Source organism: Arthrobacter sp. B10-11, from assembly GCF_033142195.1.
Lineage (GTDB): Bacteria > Actinomycetota > Actinomycetes > Actinomycetales > Micrococcaceae > Arthrobacter > Arthrobacter oryzae_C.
Genome location: NZ_JAWMTH010000005.1, coordinates 290,887 through 311,052 on the forward strand (window position 1 = coordinate 290,887; position 20,166 = coordinate 311,052).

Consider the following 20,166-nt stretch of genomic DNA (forward strand, 5'->3'; position numbering starts at 1 on the left):
CGCAACAGGCTGAGGAGGCACGGAAAATGGGGGATCTAGCAATAGATTTCTGTGGCGAATGGTATGAGCCGTCGGACGAGGACGTCTTTGACATCGGACGCGAGGGCCACCTGGAAGTAGACGACAACCCGTACCTGCACCGGCGCTTCCTCCAGATCGCCCGGTACGACGGCATCTGGTGGCTCAGCAACGTGGGAAGCATGCTCTCGGCCACCGTGGCTGACGGCAGCGGCGGGATGCAGGCATGGCTCTCACCCGGCGCCCGGATTCCGCTTGTCTTCAGCCACACAAACGTGATCTTCACCGCGGGCCCCACCACGTACGAGTTCGCCGTCCATCTCAAGACACCCTCCTTCCGGCAGGAGGCCCCCGACGAAAAGAGCGGCGGAGACACCACCATCGGACCCGTGGTGTTCACCGACTCCCAGAAGGCGCTCATCGTCGCCCTCGCCGAGCCCATGCTGCGGCGCGACGGCACCGGCTTCAGCGCCATCCCGTCGTCGGCCGCTGCCGCCAAGACCCTTGGCTGGGCGCTGACCCGGTTCAACAGAAAGCTGGACAATGTGTGCGACAAACTTGACCGCGTCGGCGTCGCCGGCCTCCGCGGCGGCGGCGGAAAGCTCGCCACCAACCGTCGTGCCCGGCTCGTGGAGCACGCCGTGACGTCGCACCTGGTGACAGCGGACGACCTGCACCTGATCGAGAAAATGAGGGGGGTCGACGAAGGGTGAAAATCAGGCTGACACTGCGCCGCGACCCGGCCGATGCCAAGGACCTCGCCGTCACTGTCGACGGCCTGGCGACGGTGGCGGACATCGCCACCCAGCTGTGGGCTGCGGACCCTGAACGGCGCGGCACGCAGCCGCCGGAGAACCTGTCGCTGAGCATCGACGAGGCGTTCGTGGCCGGCGGAATGAGGGGCAACATCCTCAACCGTGCGGACAACCTGCTCGAATCGGGGCTCAGGCCGGGATCCATCGTCTCGCTGGCACAGGTCAGCGAACAGTTCGCCGCACCGGGCGCCAACCGCGGTCCCGCTGCGGCGACCCTCCGCGTGTTGTCCGGTCCCGACGTCGGGCAGGAATTTTCCCTGCCCTTCGGCACCAGCTACATCGGCCGGGACCGGGACGTGGACGTCCGGCTTTCGGACCCGATGACCTCCAAGCGGCACGCCCGCATCACGGTGGGGGAGACCGTGGAGATCGTGGACACGAACTCCGCCAACGGGCTGATCATGGACGGGCTGCCGGTCACCCGGGCCACGCTCAACTCCTCGGATTCGGTCACGCTTGGAGACACGACTGTCTCCGTTGTGAGCCTCGGGCACCACGGCGGTGCGCCGACGTCGCCGCTGGTGGACTTCAACCGCTCGCCGCGCGTGGTGCCGCGTTTCGCTCCGCCCAAGCGTGTACTGCCGGCCGGTCCAAAACGCCAGGAACACCAGCCGTTCCCCTACATCATGCTGATCGCGCCGCTGATGATGGGTGCCATTCTGTTTGCCGTCACAGGCAACGTTCTCTCGGTCCTGTTCATGATGATGATGCCGCTGTTCATCATCGGCCATTACGTGGACCACAAAATGCAGAGCAAGCGCGAACGCAAAGAGCAGCTCAAGCAGTTCCGCGAAGCCATGGCTGCCTTCCGCAAGGACATCACCGAGCTTCAGAACATCGAACGGTCCGTTCGCCTCCAGGAAGCTCCGTCGGTCAGTGACACTGTGGACTCGATCTACAAGCTGGGCCCGCTGCTCTGGACGCACCGGCCCGAGCACAAGGGGTTCCTGGGCCTGCGCTTCGGGCTGGGGACGTCGCCGTCCCGCATCCCGTTCGAAGAGCCGGGCAACAACGAAACCGAAGCCGAATACATGCAGGAAATCCAGGCCTGCCTCAAACAGTTCCAGGACATCGAAGGCGTGCCCATCGTGTCCCAGCTCCGCTCCGCCGGAGCCTTCGGGCTGGCCGGCGCCCGCGGCCTCGTGGACGACGTGGCCCGCGGCATGGTGCTGCAGACCGTCGGACTGCATTCACCGGCCGAAGTGGTGGTCACGGCAATCACATCAGCCACATCACGGGAACGCTGGAACTGGCTTCAATGGCTGCCGCACGTCGGTTCAGGGCACAGCCCGCTCAGCGGCGACCACCTGGCGGCGGGACCTGCCGGCGGATCCTCGCTGCTGGCCCGGCTGGAGGACCTGATCGACCAGCGCGAAGCCGGCGCGCAGTCGCCGCGTCCCGTCCCGAGGCCCGGCATTGACGCCGAGAACGGCGAGATCCCCGGACCCGTCCTTCCGTCCGTGCTGGTCATCGTCGAAGACGACGCCCCGGTGGACCGCGGCCGCCTCACAAGGCTCGTTGAACGCGGCCCTGATTCGGGCGTGCACGTGATGTGGGTGGCCACGAGCGTCCAGTCGCTTCCGGCCGCGTGCCGCGACTTCATGGTGGTGGACGGCGATCACGGAACCACCACCGGCCAGGTCCGGCTTGGCCGCCACACGTACCCGGTCAGCTGCGAAAGCCTCGACGCCGAACTCGCCACCCAGCTTGCCCGGATGCTCTCTCCGGTCATCGACGTCGGCAAGCCTGTGGACGACGAATCCGACCTGCCCCGCGCCGTGTCCTACGTGAGCCTCATCGGCAAGGACTTCATGGACAACCCGCAGGCCGTGGCGGACCGCTGGAAGGAAAACAACTCGGTCCACGCCACCGCCGTGGCCAACCGCAAGGACAACGGCACCCTCCGCGCCCTGGTGGGCTCCAAGGGCATCGAACCGCTGTACCTGGACCTGAAAAACGAAGGTCCCCATGCCCTGGTGGGCGGCACCACCGGTGCCGGCAAGTCCGAGTTCCTGCAGTCGTGGGTCATGGGCATGGCCGCTGCCTACAGTCCGGACCGGGTCAGCTTCCTGTTCGTGGACTACAAGGGCGGTGCCGCCTTCGCCGACTGCGTCAACCTGCCCCACACCGTGGGCCTCGTGACCGACCTTTCCCAGCACCTCGTGCGCCGCGCCCTGACATCCCTCCGTGCTGAACTGCACTACCGGGAGCACCTGCTCAACCGGAAAAAGGCCAAGGACCTCCTGGGCCTCCAGCGCGAGGCGGATCCCGAGGCGCCGCCGTACCTCATCATCATCGTGGATGAGTTCGCGGCGCTCGCCACGGAAGTCCCCGAGTTTGTCGACGGCGTGGTGGATGTTGCCGCCCGGGGCCGGTCCCTGGGCCTCCACCTGATCCTGGCCACCCAGCGGCCCGCCGGCGTCATCAAGGAAAGCCTGCGCGCCAACACCAACCTCAGGGTGGCCCTCCGCATGGCCGACGAGGACGACGCCACCGACATTCTGGGCGTTCCGACTGCCGCGTACTTCGACCCCTCGATCCCCGGCCGCGGCGCTGCGAAGACCGGCCCGGGCCGGATCCAGGGCTTCCAGACCGGCTACGCAGGCGGCTGGACGACGGACAAACCGCAGACCCCGCAGATCGACATCGTGGAGATGGCCTTCGGCTCGGGACCCGGCTGGGCGGCCCCGGCGCCTGAAAAGCCGGTACGCGAGGAGCCTGCCGGGCCCAATGACATAGCCAGGATGACGGCCAACATCATCAAGGCAGCGGAGGCCCTTACCATCGCGCCGCCCCGGAAGCCGTGGCTCAACGAGCTGGCCAAAACCTACGATTTCTCCAAGCTCCCCAACCCGCGGACAGACGAACGGCTCCTCCTGGGCGTGGCCGACGATCCTGCCCGCCAGGACCAGCCCACCGTTTTCTATGAGCCGGACAAAGACGGCAACATGGCCATCTACGGAACGGGCGGTTCGGGTAAATCGGCCGCGCTGCGCGGCATCGCCATCGCCGCGGCGGTCACTCCGCGCGGAGGCCCGGTCCATGTTTACGGCATCGACTGCGGCTCCTCGGGGCTGAAGATGCTTGACGGGCTCCCGCACGTCGGCGAGATCATCAACGGCGACGACGTCGAACGCGTCGGCCGGTTGCTGCGCTGGCTGCGGGACGTCGCCGACGACCGCGCCGCCCGGTACGCCGAAGTCAGGGCCTCCACGATCGTGGAATACCGCAAGCTGGCCAACGATCCGGACGAGAAGCGGATCTTCATCCTGGTGGATGGCATGTCGAGCTTCCGCGAAGCCTACGAATACAGCCGCCTGTCCGCACTCTGGGACATCTTCCTGCAGCTGGCAACGGACGGCCGGCCGCTGGGCATCCACCTGGTGGTCGCCGGCGACCGGCCCAACTCGGTCCCGGCCTCGCTGCTGGCTTCCATCCAGCGGCGACTGGTGCTGCGGCTCTCCTCCGAAGACGACTACATTTCGCTCGACGTGCCCAAGGACGTCCTGAGCCAGGCATCGCCTCCGGGCCGCGGCCTGCTGGGTGCACATGAGGTCCAGCTGGCCGTGCTCGGCGGCAACTCCAACCTGGCCCTCCAGGCCCGCGAGGTGCACAAGCTCAGCGAGGCCATGCTGCGCCAGGGAGTGCAGAAGGCGCCGCAGATCGAACGGCTGCCCGAGCAGGTGGACCTGGACATCCTTCCCGCCGGGAGCCCGGACCTGCCCGTCATCGGCGTGGACGACGAGACGCTCCAGCCGGCCGAAATCATGGCCAAGGGACCGCTGCTCGTGGCGGGTCCCCCCGGAGCCGGCCGCACCGTGGCCCTGGTCACCATGGCCTATGCCCTGCGCCGGTCCAACCCCGGCACCGAGCTGGTCTACATCGGCTCCCGCCGGTCAGCCGTCGCATCGTTGAAGGTCTGGAACCGGTCTCTCGTCGGGGCCGACGACGTCGAAGAGGCAATCGACGCGCTGGTGGACTACTCCTCCGAGAACCCCGGCAGGCTGGCCATCTTCATCGAGGGCCTGACCGAATTCACGGACACCGGCGCCGAGTCCGGCATCGAGCAATTGGTGACCGCGTCCATCAAGGCCGACCAATGGGTGGTGGGAGAGTCTGAGACCTCCACCTGGTCCTCCGCATGGTCGCTGTCCCAGCCGTTCAAGTCGGGCAGGCGCGGACTGTTGATCAACCCGGGCGACATCGACGGCGACACCCTGCTCAGCACATCTTTGGGCAAGATCAGCGCCGATTTCATTCCGGGCCGCGGCTACATTGTGGGCCGGGGCAAGGTCCGCAAGCTGCAGATCGCGTTGCCGCCGGAAAACCGCAGCCAGGCCGATCCCGACCTCAGCCGGGTGGGAGCGGCGAGGTGAACCTTCCATGGGGAGCGGTGCCCATCGACAGTGGTTTGGGCCGCGGGATAGTTTCTAGGTAATGGATCTTCCGGAAGAGCCGGGGGCCGCTGGGGAGCCGATCGGATCGGGTCCGTTGACTGAAGGAGATAACTAATGGCTATTTGGGGTGCAGACATTGCCCAGCTCAAGGCGCTGGGAAGCAAGCTTCAGGCAGGTTCGTCCGAAATTGAGAAGGCGAAGTCGCAGCTGACGAAGGCTCTGGACAGCACTGACTGGAAGGGCCCGGACGCGGAGAAGTTCCGCAGCGAATGGTCCGGTTCGCATGTCACGAGCCTGACCAAGGTGGCGCAGGCGCTGGAGCAGGCCGGCAAGCAGGCAACCAAGAACGCTGCCCAGCAGGAAGAGGCTTCCCGCTAGGAACGCCGCGGCGCTCAAGTGCTGAATCAAAGGTCCCGGATGCATCATTGCGTCCGGGGCCTTTGTTTGCTGCGCACGGGACTGCTGACCAGACCGGGAGCCGGAGCGCTGGCCAGACAATGTCGGAGATCTAGGGCAGGATAGGTCTGTGAGCACAGGGAACACGGCAGCAGACACTGAAACGCAACGCACAACCGGGGCAAACTCACGTCAGGAAGGCGCCACCCGGGAAACGGTGCCTTCGGGGGCAGTGCGTGAGGAATACGAAAACCTGGTCGAAGAGGTCCGCAAGCACCGCTTCGCCTACTACCAGGAAGACACGCCCCTCATCTCGGATGCTGAGTTCGACGAACTCTTCCGGCGCCTCGAAACGCTCGAGGCCATGCACCCGGAGCTGGTGGCCAACGATTCACCCACGCAGGAAGTGGGCGGCGAGGTGTCCGCCGCGTTTGCCGCCGTCGAACACCTGCAGCGGATGTACAGCCTGGAAGACGTCTTTTCCCTCGAGGAACTTGAGGCGTGGATCGCCAAGGCGGAAGCCTCCGTGGCCAAACTGGGGAACGGAACCCCGGCCTGGCTTACAGAACTCAAGATCGACGGGCTGGCGGTGAACCTGCTCTACCGCGACGGCAAACTGGTCCGCGCCGCCACGCGGGGTGACGGCTACACCGGTGAGGACATCACCCACAACGTCCTGACCATCAAGGAGATTCCACAGCAGCTGACGGGCGGGAACTATCCGGCCGAGATGGAAGTCCGCGGCGAGGTGTTTATTCCGTCAAAGGCCTTCGCCGAATTCAACGAGGCCCTGATCGAAGCCGGCAAGGCGCCGCTGGCGAACCCCCGCAATGCCGCCGCAGGGTCGCTGCGGCAAAAGGATCCCGCGGAAACCGCCAAGCGCCCGTTGCGCATGTACGTGCACGGCATTGGCGCCCGCGAAGGGCTGGCAACCGTCAGCCAGTCCGACACCTACCGCCAGCTTGCCGAGTGGGGCCTGCCCACGAGCCCGTACTTCGAGGTCCTGGGCAGCCTCCAGGAAGTGCTCGACTTCATTAAGCGCTATGGCGACAAGCGGCACGGCCTGACGCATGAGATCGACGGCATCGTGGTCAAAGTGGATGACTTCGCCACCCAGCGTGCACTCGGGTACACCTCGCGGGTGCCGCGCTGGGCTGTCGCCTACAAGTACCCGCCGGAGGAAGTCCACACCAAGCTGCTGGACATCGCCGTGAACGTGGGCCGCACAGGCCGCGTCACCCCCTTCGGCATCATGGAACCCGTGAAAGTAGCCGGGTCCACGGTTGGAATGGCCACCCTGCACAACCAGGACGTCGTCAAGGCAAAGGGCGTGAAGATCGGCGACATTGTGGTGCTCCGGAAGGCCGGAGACGTCATCCCGGAGATTGTGGGGCCGGTGCTCGCGCTGCGGGACCAGCAGGACCCGCCCGTGCGCGATTTTGTGATGCCCACGGACTGCCCGTCCTGCGGGACGCCGCTTGCTCCCGGGAAGGAAGGGGACGTGGACATCCGCTGCCCCAATTCACGGTCCTGCCCGGCCCAGCTGCGTGAACGCGTCTTCCACGTGGCCAGCCGCGGCGCCTTCGACATCGAAGCGCTCGGCTGGGAAGCCGCCATCGCACTGACCCAGCCGGCCGAGCCGGAGACCCCGCCCCTGACCAGCGAAGCCACGCTCTTCCGGCTCGGGCGCGAAGACCTCGCCGACGTCCGGATCCGCCGTGAGAAACGCTCCAAGGGAGTGGCAACGGGCGAATTCGAACTTGTGCCGTATTTCTACACCAAGGGCACGGCCAAGGCGCCGTCCAAGCCGACGGCAACCACGGAAAAGCTCTTCGCCGAACTGGAAAAAGCCAAGACCCAGCCGCTGTGGCGGGTCCTCGTGGCGCTCTCCATCCGGCACGTCGGGCCGCGGGCGTCGCGGGCCCTGGCCACCGCCTTCGGCTCAATGGACGCCATCCGGCAGGCCTCGGAGGAGGACCTCGCCCACGTCGACGGCGTGGGCCCGGTGATCGCGGCCGCCCTGAAGGAATGGTTTGCCGAGGACTGGCACCGCGAAATCGTGGACACCTGGGCACAGGACGGTGTGCGGATGGAGGACGAGCAGGACGAGTCCACGCCGCGGACCCTCGAGGGGCTGACCATCGTGGTCACCGGCAGCCTCGAAGGCTTCAGCCGGGACGAAGCCAAGGAAGCGATCCTGATCCGGGGCGGCAAGGCCGCGGGATCCGTCTCCAAGAACACCAGCTACGTGGTGGCAGGCGAGAATGCCGGAACAAAACTGGACAAGGCCGAACAGCTCGGCGTGCCGGTGCTGGACGAGGACGGCTTCCGCGAGCTCCTGGCCCACGGCCCCGCTGTCGCCCCGGATGACGCCAGCGACGGTGATGACCCGGAGGACCGCCAGGAAGGGCAGGCGGAATGAGCGCCTTGCCCGCGGACCTGCTGGAAGTGGCCAAAGCGGCAGCCGCCGCGGGCGCCGCGGTGCTTGCCGCCCGCAACGCCGACGCACTGGACGTCAGCAACAAAGGGGACTCGGGGGACTGGGTGACGGCCTTCGACGTCGCCGCCGAGAACGCCGTCCGTGAGGTCATCGGCCGTGCCCGGCCACAGGACACCGTCACCGGCGAGGAAAACGGCACCCTCAGCCGGGACAACCCCAGCGGCTACCGCTGGTCCATCGACCCGCTGGACGGCACCACCAACTTCATCCGGAACATCGTGTACTACGGCACGTCGGTGGCGGTGGCAGATTCCGACGGCGCCTGGCTGGCCGGCGTCGTCGATGCTCCGGCCCTGGGCCGCGTCTACTACGCATCGCGCGGCGGTGGTGCGTGGCTCGAAGAGCAGGGACGCCGGACCCAGCTCACCGGACCCGTTCCGGGCCGGGCCGGGCAGATCCTGGCCACCGGCTTCAGCTATGACCCCGGTGTCCGGGCCGAGCAGGCAGCGGCCCTCGGCGGCTTCATGGAGGGTTTTGCCGATGTGCGCCGGCTGGGATCGGCCGCCCTGGACCTCTGCCTCGTGGCGGACGGGACCCATGACGCCTTCGGGGAACGCGGACTCAACGAGCACGATTTCTCGGCCGGCGCCCTCATCGCCGAGGAAGCCGGCTGCTGGGTGCGCCGGCCCCGCCTCACCAGCCCCCTCGACGGGGGACCCACGGACGAGGAACGCCTCGCCGCGTGGACATGTGCCGGGACCCTTGAGTTGTCCGGCAAGTTTCCGCTCTAGGACAGGGGTCAGGCGTGCGCGCCAGCCAGCCCGGGAGCGCCGGCCAGCCCGGGAGCGCCGGCCAGCCCGGCAGCGCCGGCCAGCCCGGCGGCGCCGGAGTACCGGTTGAGCGGCCGTTCCAGGCCGTAGTGCCCCCGCAGCGTGTCGGCCGTGTACTCCGTCCGGAACAAGCCGCGCTGGCGGAGGACCGGCACCACATGGTCAACGAAGGCTTCCAGCCCTGACGGGAGCACGGCGGGCATGATGTTGAAGCCGTCGGCCGCGCCGTTCTCAAACCAGAGCTGGATGGCATCTGCCACCTGCTCCGGAGTCCCCGAGAAGGTGCGGTGCCCGCGGCCGCCGCCCAGGCGCCCGATCAACTGCCGCACCGTGAGCTTTTCGCGGCGGCCGAGTTCGACGATCAGGGTGTAGCGGCTCTTGGCACCTTGGATGGAATCCTCGTCGGGAAGGTCTGCCGGGAGCTGCCGGTCCAGCGGGAGCTCGTCCGGGCTGACACCCAGGGTCTTGGCCAGTTCGATCCGGGCATATTCCGGCCGGATCAGCTCGTCGAGTTCAAGTTCCAGCTTTTTGGCCTCAGCTTCCGTACCGGCCAGCACGGGCACGATTCCGGGGAGGATCTTGATGCCCTCCGGGTCCCGGCCGGCCGCGGCGGTGCGGGCCTTGAGGTCGGTGTAGAACTCCTGGGCGTCCTGGAGGGTCTGCTGCGCGGTGAACACGGCCTCTGCGTAGAGTGCAGCGAGGCCCTTGCCGTTTTCGGAGGAACCGGCCTGGACAATCAGTGGGTAGCCCTGCGGGGACCGCGGAACGTTGAGCGGCCCGCGCACCCGGAAATGCTTGCCGACGTGGTCGATCGGCCTGACCTTGTCCGGATCGGCCCACACGCCCGCCTCCTTGTCGGCCACCACTGCGTCGTCATCCCAGCTGTCCCACAGCTTGCCGGCGACGTCCAGGAATTCTGCCGCCCGCTCATAACGGGTGGCGTGCGCCGGCTGGTCGTCGACGCCGAAGTTCCGTGCGGCGTCGGGCCCGGCAGTGGTGACGACGTTCCAGCCGGCACGGCCGCCGCTGACGAAGTCGACGGAGGCGAAGCGCCTTGCGAGGTTGAACGGATCGTTATACGTGGTGGACGCCGTGGCAATGAGGCCGATCTTCTCGGTCGCTGCGGCGATGGCGGTCAGCAGCACCGTGGGCTCAAGCTTCCCGGCCGGCCGGCGGCCCACATCGCCGAAGATCACTGGCGAGTCTGCGAAGAAAATGGAATCGAACTTGCCGCGCTCGGCAATCCGGGCGAGGTTGCGGTAGTGGTTGATGTCCAGGCTGGCCAGCGGATTGCTTTCGGGCAGCCGCCAGGAGGCCTCATGATGGCCGGTGCTCATGAGGAAGGCGTTGAGGTGCAGCGTGCGCTGAGGGGATGCCATGGGAGGGGTCCTGTCTGTCGGGGCGGTGTCGGTGGCCGGCGGCGGTGGTGCAAATCAACCACAGCCCGGCGGCGGTCGGCCAGCGCCGCCGACCACTGGAGCAACGCCCGGAAATACAGTGAAATACCCGGAAATACAGGGCCACGCGGGGCCACGCAGGGCCACGCGGGGCAACGCAGCGCAACGCCGCGAAACGGAGGGCAACCCGGGGCGATGCCGGGCCGCGAACGCGTAGTGATAGTTCAGTCACGGAAACGGACCTTTCGCGGGGACAGGCGTGTGCCCGCAACTACCATGGATAAGTGCATTCGCAGATCCTCATTCGCCCGGCCGTCCCGGCAGATTTCGACGCCGTGGCCCGCATTACGCGGGACGCCTACCTTGCCGCCGGCTACTTCGCGAGTGCCGACCACCCCTACATGCGTCAGATCCAGGATGTCGCCACACGGGCACGGCAGGCCACCATCTGGGTAGCCGAGCGTGCGGGGCGCATCGTCGGTTCGGTGACGCTGGCCGTCGCCGGTGAACCGTTTGCGGACATCGCGCTGGCGGACGAACTCGAATTCCGTATGCTCGTGGTGGACCCGGCCGTCCAGCGCAGCGGCGCCGGCAAGGCCATGGTCGAGGCGATCATAGCGCACGCGAAGTCGCTGGACGGAGTCACGGCCGTGGCCCTGACCACCGGCCGCACCTGGGAAAGCGCGCACGGGCTGTACCGGAAAACCGGCTTCCAGCGCGTTCCCGAGCGCGACTGGTTCGTGCCGGACACCGACATAAAGCTGCTGGTTTACCGGCTCGACGTGTAGCCGCCCTAAAGTGGTGCCGACTCAAGGCACCATCGAAAGGCACACCAATGCGCAAGACATTCGGCTCCGGCTCCTCGTGGGAGCAGACCCTCGGCTATTCCCGTGCGGTGCAGGTGGACAACACCCTGTACATCTCCGCCACCGCGGCGAGCGGTGACAACGGAATCGAGGGCGAGGACTTCTACAGCCAGACAAAGTTCATCCTCGAAAAACTGGGCGCCGTCCTGGCCGAGGCCGGGTTCGCCTACGAGGACGTAGTGCAATCGAAGCTGTACCTGACGGACATCAGCAAGTGGGAAGACGCCGGCCGGGCCCACGGTGAAGTGTTCGGCGAGATCCGCCCCACGCTGTCCCTGGTTCACGTGCTGCCGTTCCTCGACCCCAAGATGCTCGTGGAGATCGAACTGGTAGCCCAGAAGAGCGCCAGCTAACTAGCCGGCAGGCCGTAGCGGTGTTCCGGGCGTCCGGTGGTGCCGTAGCGGAGCTGGATGTCGACGGCGCCGTCGTCCGCCAGCGAGGACAGGTACCGTTGGGCGGTGGCCCGGGATACCCCTACGCGTCCGGCCACCTCGGCCGCCGAGTACTGCTCTCCGGGTTCCAAGGACTCAAGAACGGCGGCCTCGGTCGCGGAGCGGGGCTTGGCTGACGCCGTGACGTCGCCCGGGATCAGCGAGCGTTTGGCGCGCTCCACGGTGTCCTGATCCAGCGCGCCCGGCTGGGCCAGGATCCGCCGGTACCGGGCGTAGGAGCGGAGCTGCTGGGACAGGGACTCGGCCGTGAACGGCTTCAACAGGTAGCCCAGGGCGCCGCGCCGGAACGCCACGCGCAGGGAGGCCGCGTCCGAGGCCGCACTCAGGATCATCGTGTCCACGTCCAGCTGGCCGAGCAGGTCAAGGCCCGACGCATCCGGCAGGTACACATCGAGCAGCACCAGGTCCGGGCGCAGGCTGTGGATGGCCTGCAGCGCCAGCGATGCCGTGCCCGCCGGCGGCAGCGCCATAAAACCCGCCACCGAATCCACGTAGGCGGCGTGCAGCTTGGCGACGTGGAAGTCGTCATCCACAATCAGCACCCTGAGATCCTCAGCCATCGTTATCCTTTCCGATTAGTTCGTTGCTCCCGGCAGTGATTCCGGCAGTGGTTCCCGGCAGCGTCGCCATGAACACCGCGCCGGGCCCGCCGGGGGAACCGGGCTCCAGGATCCGGACGTCGCCGCCGCGGCGCCGCGCCAGCTGCCTGGCGAGGGCCAGCCCCAAACCCTGTCCGCCGCCGGCACGCGCCGGCCGTGCCGCCGTCGTGAATCCCTCCGCGAAGATGGCTTCCGCTGCGTCCGCGGCTTCCGCCGCGGATCCGTCGGCACCGGTTTCGCCCGCCCCGTCCGCACCGGCGTCGGCAGGCGGGCCGGAAGCCAGCCCGTCGCCTGAGTCCGCGACGACGATGTGCAGCGTGCCGCCGTCGGGCCCCGGTTCGTCCAGCAACTCCACTTCCACCCAGCGGTCCGGTGCCGAGCCGGCGACGGCGGCGTTCACGGCGTTGTCGATCAGGTTCCCCAGCACCGTGGTGACATCCTGCGGCTCGGTGACCTGGCCGCGGACCAGGGTTTCCGGGCCGATCCGCAGCGTGACACCGCGTTCGTCCGCTTCCACGCCCTTGGCGCCCACGAAGGCCTGCAGGTACGGGTCCTGCAGCAGCTCGGCCTGGTCCACCGGGAATTTCAGCGGACCGGTGGCGGCCAGCCGCGCCAGGTAATCGCGGGCCTGCTGATGCTGCCCGATGCTCATGAAGCCGGCAATGGTGTGCAGCTGGTTGGCGAACTCGTGCCGCTGGGCGCGCAGGGCGGTGGACATGGTGCCCACGGCATCCAGCTGGCGGGTAAGGTGCTGCAGTTCGGTGCGGTCGCGGAGCATCACCACCCAGCCCAGGTCTTCCTGCCGGTGCAGTGCCTTGCGGGCACTGGCCACCAGCACGCGGGCACCCGCAATGATTTCGACGGCGTCGCCTTCAGCCGCATCCGGCCGGGTCAGGGCCTTCAGCTGCTCCGGCACCGGGGCCCGCTCCCACGGCGAGCCGGCGAGATCCGGCCGGCCAAGCAACCGCTGGGCGGCGGCGTTGAAGACGCTGATCCTGCCGTCCGCCGCGACGCCGATCACGCCGTCGTCAACGCCCTGCAGGACCGCCACCTGGTCATGGACCAGCGTGCTGATCTCCTCCGGTTCCAGGCCCAGCGTCAGCCGCTGCAGGCGGCGGCGCAGCAGGAACGAGGCCAGGATGCCGGCCAGCAGCGAACCCGCCGCGGTGAGCGCGATGGGCGTGATGTCCCGGGCAAGGCTCTGGACGATGCTCTCGGTGGAATACCCCACGCTGACCTCGCCCACCACGGACTCCGAACCGGGAGCGAAAACCGGCACCTTGGCACCGGCGGAGGGACCCAGCGTGCCGGTGTTCCGGGTGGTGACCTCCTTGCCGGCGAGGGCCTCGGAGGGATCCGTGCTGACTTTTTCGCCCAGCCGCTCGGCGTCGGGGTGGGCCAGCCGCAGGCCGGTTTCGTCCGTGATCACCACGAACAACGCCCCGGTGCGGGTCCGCGCACCTTCGGCCACGGCCATCAGGGGGCCGGCCAGCAGCACCGGAGCCGGAGGAGTGCCCGCCTCACGGCTGATGGCCTGGACCTCCCGGCGGACCGCAGGGTCCGAGGCCACCGTCCGGGCGAGGGTGAGCGCCTGGTTCTCAGCTTCCCGGCCCAGCCGCTCGTAGGTCAGCCAGGCGTGCACGGCACCGCTGAGCAGCACCACGAGCACCACCACCCCGAGCTGGAGCAGCAGGGTCTGGGTGGAAAACCGCAGCGGCTGCCTGGGTGCCGGACGCTTCATTGCCCTCCTGACGGGGTGGCGGCTGCTGTGACGGTGTGCTGACGAGGGTGTTGAGCTAAATGAGCAAAATGCTCCCAATAAGCAGTATGCCAATCAATTGAGCCAAAGGCACGGCCGTGACGCGGGCCACTCTAACGTCTGTAGTGCGCATCACACCGGAGTGGTGCCATTGACTGACAAAGGAGCCGGCCGTGCTGGTATTACTTGGATTCGCCATGATCGCGGTATTCATGGTGCTGATCATGACGAAGAAGTTGACGCCAGTGCTGGCGCTGATCATCGTCCCCACCGTTTTCGGGCTGTTCGCCGGGGCAGGACTGGGCATCGGGGACATGGTGATGGACTCGATGAAGTCCATGACCTCCACCGCAGCCCTGCTGATGTTCGCCATCATCTACTTCGGCCTGATGATCGACGTCGGGCTGTTCGATCCGCTTGTCCGGTTCATCCTGCGAAAGCTGGGCAATGACCCCGCCAAGGTGGTTCTCGGCACCGCCATCCTGGCCGCCGCCGTGTCCCTCGACGGCGACGGCTCCACCACCTTCATCCTCACCACCGCCGCCATGTTGCCGATCTACCTGCGCCTGAAAATGAGCCCGGTGGTCCTCACCTGCGTGGCCGGCCTGGCCAACGGCACCATGAACATCGTCCCGTGGGGTGGCCCCACCGCCCGCGCCGCTACCGCGCTGAAGATCGACGTCAACGATGTCTTCGTGCCCATGATCCCGTCGCTGATCGCCGGCCTTGCCGTCGTCCTGGTGTTCGCCTGGGTGCTCGGTCTGCAGGAGCGCAACCGCCTCCGCGCCACCCAGCCCGAAATCTGGGGCGTGCCTGATACCGCTGAAGAGTTCGACGGCGGCAGCACCGCCGGCGGCTCGGGCGCCGGCCGCCGAGGTTCCGGCAGCTCATCGGTTCCCGCAACCGGCGGTCCCGCCGGCCTCTCCCCGGAAGGATCCTCCGTAGCCGTCCTGGAACGCACCGAATCGCTCGTCGACGACCACGACACCGCCATGGCCGACACCGCACTGGACCCCAACCGTAAGACCCTGCGCCCCAAGCTGCAGTGGTTCAACCTGGGACTCACCGTCGCCGTCATGGGCATGCTCATCGCCGACCTCGTGCCCCTGCCCTACGTCTTCATGGTAGGTTCGGCCATCGCCCTGCTGGTGAACTTCCCGAACGTCAAGGACCAGGGCGCCCAGCTCATTGCCCACGCACCGTCCATCGTGGCCGTGGTCAGCATGGTCATGGCGGCAGCGGTCCTGACCGGTGTCCTGACCGGCACCGGCATGGTGGAAGCCATGTCCGCCTGGCTCGTGCAGATCATCCCCGCCAGCATGGGTCCGTTCATGGCCGTGATCACCGGCGTCCTCAGCATCCCCATGACGTTCTTCATGAGCAACGATGCCTTCTACTTCGGCGTCCTCCCGGTCCTCAGCGAGACCGCCGCGCACTACGGCATCAGCGCGGCCGAGATGGCCCGCGCCTCCATCACCGGCCAGCCGTTCCACATGCAGAGCCCGCTGGTTCCTGCCATCCTGCTCCTGGTGTCCCTGGCCAAAGTGGACCTGGGCGACCACCACAAAAAGGTGCTGTGGCGCAGTGCCGTCGTCTCCCTCGTCATGCTGGGAATCGGAATGCTGACGGGAGCCATCGGTATCGGTTAGGGTAAAGCTGCCTGCGGCTGGCTGCTTGCAGCCCGGCTGCGGGTCGGTGCTGCCCGTCTGACGCCCGCTGGGGGTCGTCAGGCGGGCACACTGTTGCAACGTAGACTATGGGGGAAACCAAAACTACATTGCAGGGGAGATCCATGGCTGCGATCAACCGCGACGACGTCGCGCATCTCGCGCGTCTCGCGCACATCGAGATGAGTGCTGAAGAGCTGGACCGGATGGCCGGCGAACTCGCCGTCATCGTCGATTCAGTGAAGTCCGTAAGTGAAGCCGCCGGTGATGACGTCCCGGCCACGTCCCACCCGATTCCGCTGACAAACGTGTTCCGCGAGGACGTTGTAGGCCACACCTTCACAGCCGAGCAGTCCCTGAGCGGTGCCCCCGACGCATACGAAGGCCGCTTCAAGGTTCCGGCCATCCTGGATGAGGACTGATACATGACTGAGAACAACGTTCTGATCCGCCTCTCCGCCGCGCAGCTGGCCGCGAAGCTCGCGGCCGGCGAGGTCACCTCCGTCGAAGTTACCCAGGCCTACCTGGACCGCATCGCAGCGGTCGACGGCGGCCCCCGGGGTGTCCACGCCTTCCTGCACGTCAATACCGAGGAGGCGCTCGCCGTCGCCGCAGAGGTTGACGCCATCCGCGCCGCGGGCGGTGCCGCCGCTGCGGAACTCCACGAACTCGCCGGCGTCCCCATCGCCGTCAAGGACCTCATCGTCACCATCGGCCAGCCCACCACGGCAGGCTCGAAGATCCTCGAAGGCTGGCTCAGCCCGTACGACGCCACAGTGGTCAAACGCCTCCGCGACGCCAAAATGCCGATCCTGGGCAAGACCAACCTGGACGAGTTCGCCATGGGTTCTTCCACGGAGCACTCCGCTTATGGTCCCACCCGCAACCCGTGGGACCTGGACCGGATCCCGGGCGGCTCCGGCGGTGGCTCCGCTGCCGCCGTCGCTGCTTTCGAAGCACCCCTTGCCCTCGGCACGGACACCGGCGGATCCATCCGCCAGCCCGGCGCCGTCACCGGCACCGTGGGCGTCAAGCCCACCTACGGCAGCGTTTCGCGCTACGGCGCCATCGCGATGGCGTCCTCGCTGGACCAGATCGGCCCGGTCTCCCGTACCGTGCTGGACTCGGCCCTGCTGCACCAGGTCATCGGCGGCCACGATCCCCGTGATTCGACGTCACTGCCGGACCCGTTGGACGACCTCGTCGCGGCCGCCCGGACGGGCAATGTGGACGGCATGAAGATCGGCATCATCAAGGAACTCCACGGCGAGGGCTACCAGGCCGGCGTCGAGAACCGCTTCAACGAATCGCTGGAACTGCTCAAGCAGGCCGGCGCGGAAATCGTTGAGGTGTCCTGCCCCAACTTCAAGTACGCCCTGGGCGCCTACTACCTGATCATGCCGTCGGAAGCCTCCTCCAACCTGGCCAAGTTCGACGGCGTCCGGTTCGGCCTGCGGGTCCTGCCCAAGGACGCGCCGCTCACCATCGAGCGCGTGATGGGTGCCACCCGCGCCGCCGGCTTCGGCGACGAAGTGAAGCGCCGCATCATCCTGGGCACCTACGCCCTCAGCGCCGGCTACTACGACGCCTACTACGGCTCGGCGCAGAAGGTCCGCACCCTGATCCAGCGTGACTTCGAGGCAGCGTTCGCGCAGGCCGACGTCCTGATCTCCCCGACGGCCCCCACCACGGCCTTCAAACTGGGCGAGAAGCTGAACGACCCCCTGGCCATGTACCTGAACGACGTCGCCACGATTCCGGCGAACATGGCCGGCGTCCCGGGCCTGTCCCTGCCGGGCGGCCTGGCTGACGAGGACGGACTGCCCGTCGGTATCCAGCTTCTTGCCCCGGCCCGCCAGGATGCGCGCCTGTACCGCGTGGGCGCCGTGCTCGAATCGCTGCTCGAGGCACAGTGGGGCGGCCCGCTGCTGGACCGTGCTCCGGCCCTGACTGAAACTGTCCCGAGCCACGGAGGTTCACACTAATGACTGACGCAACCCTGAGCTTCGAAGAGGCCATGGAGAAGTACGATCCCGTCCTGGGCTTCGAGGTCCACGTGGAGCTCAATACCAAAACGAAGATGTTCTCCTCGGCGCCGAACGTCTTCGGCGATGAGCCCAACACGAACGTCAACGAGGTGGACCTCGGCATGCCCGGCGTACTGCCCGTGGTGAACAAGACCGCGATCGAGTCCTCCATCAAGATCGGCCTGGCGCTCAACTGCAAGATCGCCGAGACCTGCCGCTTCGCCCGGAAGAACTACTTCTACCCGGACACCCCGAAGAACTTCCAGACCTCGCAGTACGACGAACCCATCGCGTACGACGGCTACCTGGACATCGAACTGTCGGACGGCACCGTGTTCCGCGTCGAAATCGAGCGCGCCCACATGGAAGAGGATGCCGGCAAGCTGACGCACATGGGCGGCTCGGCAGGGCGCATCCAGGGTGCGGACTACTCGCTGGTGGACTACAACCGTTCCGGCGTTCCGCTCGTCGAGATTGTGACCAAGCCGATCCAGGGTGCCGGCAGCCGTGCCCCTGAGCTGGCCAAGGCCTATGTCGCCGCGGTCCGGGAGATCGTGAAGAACCTCGGCGTTTCGGACGCGAAGATGGAGCGCGGCAACGTGCGCTGTGACGCCAACGTGTCGCTGCGCCCGCACGGCCGCGAACGCTTCGGCATCCGCTCGGAAACCAAGAACGTCAACTCGCTGCGCGCCGTCGAACACGCCGTCCGTTACGAGATCCAGCGGCACGCCGCCGTCCTGGACTCCGGTGAGCCGGTCATCCAGGAGACGCGCCACTGGCACGAGGACACCCGCTCGACGACGTCGGGCCGGGCCAAGTCCGACGCCGACGACTACCGCTACTTCCCGGAGCCGGACCTGGTTCCGATTGTTGCCTCCCGTGAATGGGTGGAGGAACTGCGTGCCACCCTGCCCGAGCCGCCCGCCGAGCGCCGCAAGCGCCTGCAGGCCGACTGGGGCTACTCGGACCTGGAGTTCCGTGACGTGGTTAACGCCGGTGTCATGGACGAGATCGAGGAAACCATTGCTGCCGGCGCCACGGCCACGGTGGCCCGCAAGTGGTGGATGGGCGAGATCGTGGGCCGCGCCAAGAACGCGGACGTCGACCCCGGCCAGCTGGGGGTCAAGCCGGAAACCATCGTGGAACTGAACAAGATGGTGGAAGCCGGCAAGATCAACAACAAGATGGCCGCGGAAGTGCTTGACGGCGTGCTCGCCGGCGAAGGCACCCCGGCGGAGATCGTGGAGAAGCGCGGCCTGGCCGTGGTCTCCGACGACGGCCCCCTGCTGGAAGCCATCGACGCCGCGCTTGCCGCGCAGCCCGGTGTCGCGGACAAGATCCGCGGCGGCAAGCTGCAGGCTATCGGTGCGATCGTGGGCGGCGTCATGAAGGCCACCCGCGGGCAGGCCGACGCTGGCCGCGTGCGGGAACTGATCCTGCAGCGCCTCGGCGTCGAAGGCTAAGCCACCCGATTTAACCCAACTGGGTCGCAGTTAATGTCGTTTAGAACGCTCATAACGACATCTACTGCGACCTAGTTGGGTTTAAGGGGAGACCAGGCCGGCCATGATGTCCTCCAGGGCCTCGCACACCATCATCACCGAGGTGCGCTTGAGGTTTTCCGGCCGCGCCAGGATGTCGATCCGGCGCCGGGTGCTGATGCCCTGCAGCGGCCTCAGCACGATGTCCGGGTTCAGCACCGGCCGCGCGGTGTGCCGCGGCAGCAGCCCGATCACGCTGCCGGTCGCCACCAGCCCCGCAACAGTGGAGTAGTCGTTGATCCGGTGGACGATGTTCAGCTCCCTGCTGGATACGGCCGCGACGGCGGACAGCACATCCGCGGGGGAGTAGCCGGCGTGGCTGGTCACCCACGGTTCGCCCACGACGTCGTGCGCCGTCAGTGTTTCCATGCCCGCCAGCCGGTGCCCGGCGGACAATGCCACGTCCAGCGGCTCGTGTGCCAGCGGGATGACCGCCACCCGTTCCTCCGGCCAGCGCGGGCTGTGGTCCATACGGTGCGCCAGCACCAGGTCGTACCGCGCCGTCAGGGCGGGGAAGTCCTGCTGGGCCACGTCCTCGTCGGACAGCAGGACGCGGGGCTTGTCAGGCGAGTCCAGCATTCGGGCCAGGGGCGCGAACAGCGCCTGCCCGGCGCTGTGGAAACCGCTCACCGTCACCGGAGCGACGGGGGAGCCGTGATACGCGCCGATTGCCATCCGGGCATCCGCCATGGCGCTGACGACGGCGGCACCGGCGTCGGCCAGTGCCTGGCCGGCCTCAGTCAGGACCAGGTTCCGGCCCTCCTTGCGGGTCAGCGGGACATCCACGCTGCGCTGGAGTGCGGCCAGCTGCTGGGATACGGCCGAGGGGGTGACCAGGAGCGTTTCGGCCACCGCTTTGACGCTCCCGAGGGCGCCGAGTTCCCGGAGCATTTCCAGCTGATGGATTTCCATGCCTCACAGTCTATTGCTTAGCAAATCCTAAATCGTCGATTGAGAAGAAT

At 67.3% G+C, this 20,166-nt stretch carries 15 protein-coding genes; 11 read left to right on the top strand and 4 right to left on the bottom strand.

Annotated elements, in window-relative coordinates; genetic code table 11:
* The first annotated feature begins 26 nt into the window (after positions 1 to 26).
* The 5 genes from RW112_RS16760 to RW112_RS16780 all read left to right on the top strand — a co-directional run bounded on the left by RW112_RS16760 (position 27) and on the right by RW112_RS16780 (position 8,857).
* Complete coding sequence (locus RW112_RS16760; protein ID WP_317782846.1) at positions 27 to 731, top strand: hypothetical protein; 705 nt, start codon at positions 27 to 29, stop codon at positions 729 to 731.
* Positions 728 to 5,209: an FtsK/SpoIIIE domain-containing protein gene (locus RW112_RS16765; RefSeq protein ID WP_317782847.1), complete on the top strand. Its 4,482-nt coding sequence runs from the start codon at positions 728 to 730 to the stop codon at positions 5,207 to 5,209. Before RW112_RS16760 ends, RW112_RS16765 begins: the two co-directional genes overlap by 4 nt.
* Before the next feature lie 135 nt (positions 5,210 to 5,344).
* On the top strand, positions 5,345 to 5,608 hold the full coding sequence (locus tag RW112_RS16770) for a hypothetical protein (RefSeq protein ID WP_305940283.1): 264 nt from the start codon (positions 5,345 to 5,347) through the stop codon (positions 5,606 to 5,608).
* 148 nt (positions 5,609 to 5,756) lie between these two features.
* Positions 5,757 to 8,048 (top strand): NAD-dependent DNA ligase LigA, encoded by a 2,292-nt coding sequence (gene ligA, locus RW112_RS16775; RefSeq protein ID WP_411709927.1) that lies wholly within the window; start codon positions 5,757 to 5,759, stop codon positions 8,046 to 8,048.
* Complete coding sequence (locus tag RW112_RS16780) at positions 8,045 to 8,857, top strand: inositol monophosphatase family protein (RefSeq protein WP_317782848.1); 813 nt, start codon at positions 8,045 to 8,047, stop codon at positions 8,855 to 8,857. The genes ligA and RW112_RS16780 overlap by 4 nt, the downstream gene beginning before the upstream one ends.
* 8 nt (positions 8,858 to 8,865) lie before the next feature.
* On the opposite strand, the gene RW112_RS16785 is transcribed toward RW112_RS16780, so the two are convergent.
* A complete protein-coding gene (locus RW112_RS16785; protein ID WP_317782849.1) occupies positions 8,866 to 10,275 on the bottom strand; it encodes an LLM class flavin-dependent oxidoreductase in 1,410 nt (469 codons plus the stop codon).
* Between the two features lie 302 nt (positions 10,276 to 10,577).
* On the opposite strand from RW112_RS16785, the gene RW112_RS16790 reads away from it, so the two are divergent.
* Positions 10,578 to 11,081: a GNAT family N-acetyltransferase gene (locus RW112_RS16790; protein ID WP_317782850.1), complete on the top strand. Its 504-nt coding sequence runs from the start codon at positions 10,578 to 10,580 to the stop codon at positions 11,079 to 11,081.
* Positions 11,082 to 11,128: 47 nt separating this feature from the next.
* Positions 11,129 to 11,512, top strand: coding sequence for a RidA family protein (locus RW112_RS16795; protein WP_317782851.1), 384 nt, complete (start codon positions 11,129 to 11,131; stop codon positions 11,510 to 11,512).
* Here the strand turns inward: RW112_RS16795 and RW112_RS16800 are convergent.
* Positions 11,509 to 12,171 (bottom strand): response regulator, encoded by a 663-nt coding sequence (locus RW112_RS16800; RefSeq protein ID WP_317782852.1) that lies wholly within the window; start codon positions 12,169 to 12,171, stop codon positions 11,509 to 11,511. The two genes, RW112_RS16795 and RW112_RS16800, sit on opposite strands and share 4 nt — an antisense overlap.
* Positions 12,164 to 13,951: an ATP-binding protein gene (locus RW112_RS16805; protein WP_317782853.1), complete on the bottom strand. Its 1,788-nt coding sequence runs from the start codon at positions 13,949 to 13,951 to the stop codon at positions 12,164 to 12,166. The genes RW112_RS16800 and RW112_RS16805 overlap by 8 nt, the downstream gene beginning before the upstream one ends.
* Before the next feature lie 191 nt (positions 13,952 to 14,142).
* Here RW112_RS16805 and RW112_RS16810 point away from each other — a divergent pair, with 191 nt between their 5' ends.
* From RW112_RS16810 to gatB, 4 genes are all read left to right on the top strand, one after another.
* Positions 14,143 to 15,618, top strand: coding sequence for a CitMHS family transporter (locus RW112_RS16810; protein ID WP_317782854.1), 1,476 nt, complete (start codon positions 14,143 to 14,145; stop codon positions 15,616 to 15,618).
* 143 nt (positions 15,619 to 15,761) lie between these two features.
* Positions 15,762 to 16,058 (top strand): Asp-tRNA(Asn)/Glu-tRNA(Gln) amidotransferase subunit GatC, encoded by a 297-nt coding sequence (gene gatC, locus RW112_RS16815; protein WP_028272567.1) that lies wholly within the window; start codon positions 15,762 to 15,764, stop codon positions 16,056 to 16,058.
* A gap of 3 nt (positions 16,059 to 16,061) precedes the next feature.
* Complete coding sequence (gene gatA / locus RW112_RS16820) at positions 16,062 to 17,621, top strand: Asp-tRNA(Asn)/Glu-tRNA(Gln) amidotransferase subunit GatA (RefSeq protein WP_317782855.1); 1,560 nt, start codon at positions 16,062 to 16,064, stop codon at positions 17,619 to 17,621.
* Complete coding sequence (gene gatB, locus RW112_RS16825; protein WP_317782856.1) at positions 17,621 to 19,126, top strand: Asp-tRNA(Asn)/Glu-tRNA(Gln) amidotransferase subunit GatB; 1,506 nt, start codon at positions 17,621 to 17,623, stop codon at positions 19,124 to 19,126. Before gatA ends, gatB begins: the two co-directional genes overlap by 1 nt.
* A gap of 81 nt (positions 19,127 to 19,207) precedes the next feature.
* Here gatB and RW112_RS16830 read toward each other — a convergent pair whose 3' ends face one another.
* On the bottom strand, positions 19,208 to 20,116 hold the full coding sequence (locus tag RW112_RS16830) for a LysR family transcriptional regulator (RefSeq protein ID WP_317782857.1): 909 nt from the start codon (positions 20,114 to 20,116) through the stop codon (positions 19,208 to 19,210).
* Positions 20,117 to 20,166 lie beyond the last annotated feature (50 nt).

Coding starts and splice junctions, on each gene's coding strand:
- RW112_RS16760 (WP_317782846.1), top strand. CDS start 27: ATGGGGGATCTAGCAATAGATTTCTGTGGCGAATGGTATGAGCCGTCG.
- gatB (WP_317782856.1), top strand. CDS start 17,621: ATGACTGACGCAACCCTGAGCTTCGAAGAGGCCATGGAGAAGTACGAT.
- RW112_RS16830 (WP_317782857.1), bottom strand. CDS start 20,116: ATGGAAATCCATCAGCTGGAAATGCTCCGGGAACTCGGCGCCCTCGGG.
- RW112_RS16780 (WP_317782848.1), top strand. CDS start 8,045: ATGAGCGCCTTGCCCGCGGACCTGCTGGAAGTGGCCAAAGCGGCAGCC.
- RW112_RS16770 (WP_305940283.1), top strand. CDS start 5,345: ATGGCTATTTGGGGTGCAGACATTGCCCAGCTCAAGGCGCTGGGAAGC.
- RW112_RS16800 (WP_317782852.1), bottom strand. CDS start 12,171: ATGGCTGAGGATCTCAGGGTGCTGATTGTGGATGACGACTTCCACGTC.
- RW112_RS16805 (WP_317782853.1), bottom strand. CDS start 13,951: ATGAAGCGTCCGGCACCCAGGCAGCCGCTGCGGTTTTCCACCCAGACC.
- gatA (WP_317782855.1), top strand. CDS start 16,062: ATGACTGAGAACAACGTTCTGATCCGCCTCTCCGCCGCGCAGCTGGCC.
- gatC (WP_028272567.1), top strand. CDS start 15,762: ATGGCTGCGATCAACCGCGACGACGTCGCGCATCTCGCGCGTCTCGCG.
- RW112_RS16795 (WP_317782851.1), top strand. CDS start 11,129: ATGCGCAAGACATTCGGCTCCGGCTCCTCGTGGGAGCAGACCCTCGGC.
- RW112_RS16785 (WP_317782849.1), bottom strand. CDS start 10,275: ATGGCATCCCCTCAGCGCACGCTGCACCTCAACGCCTTCCTCATGAGC.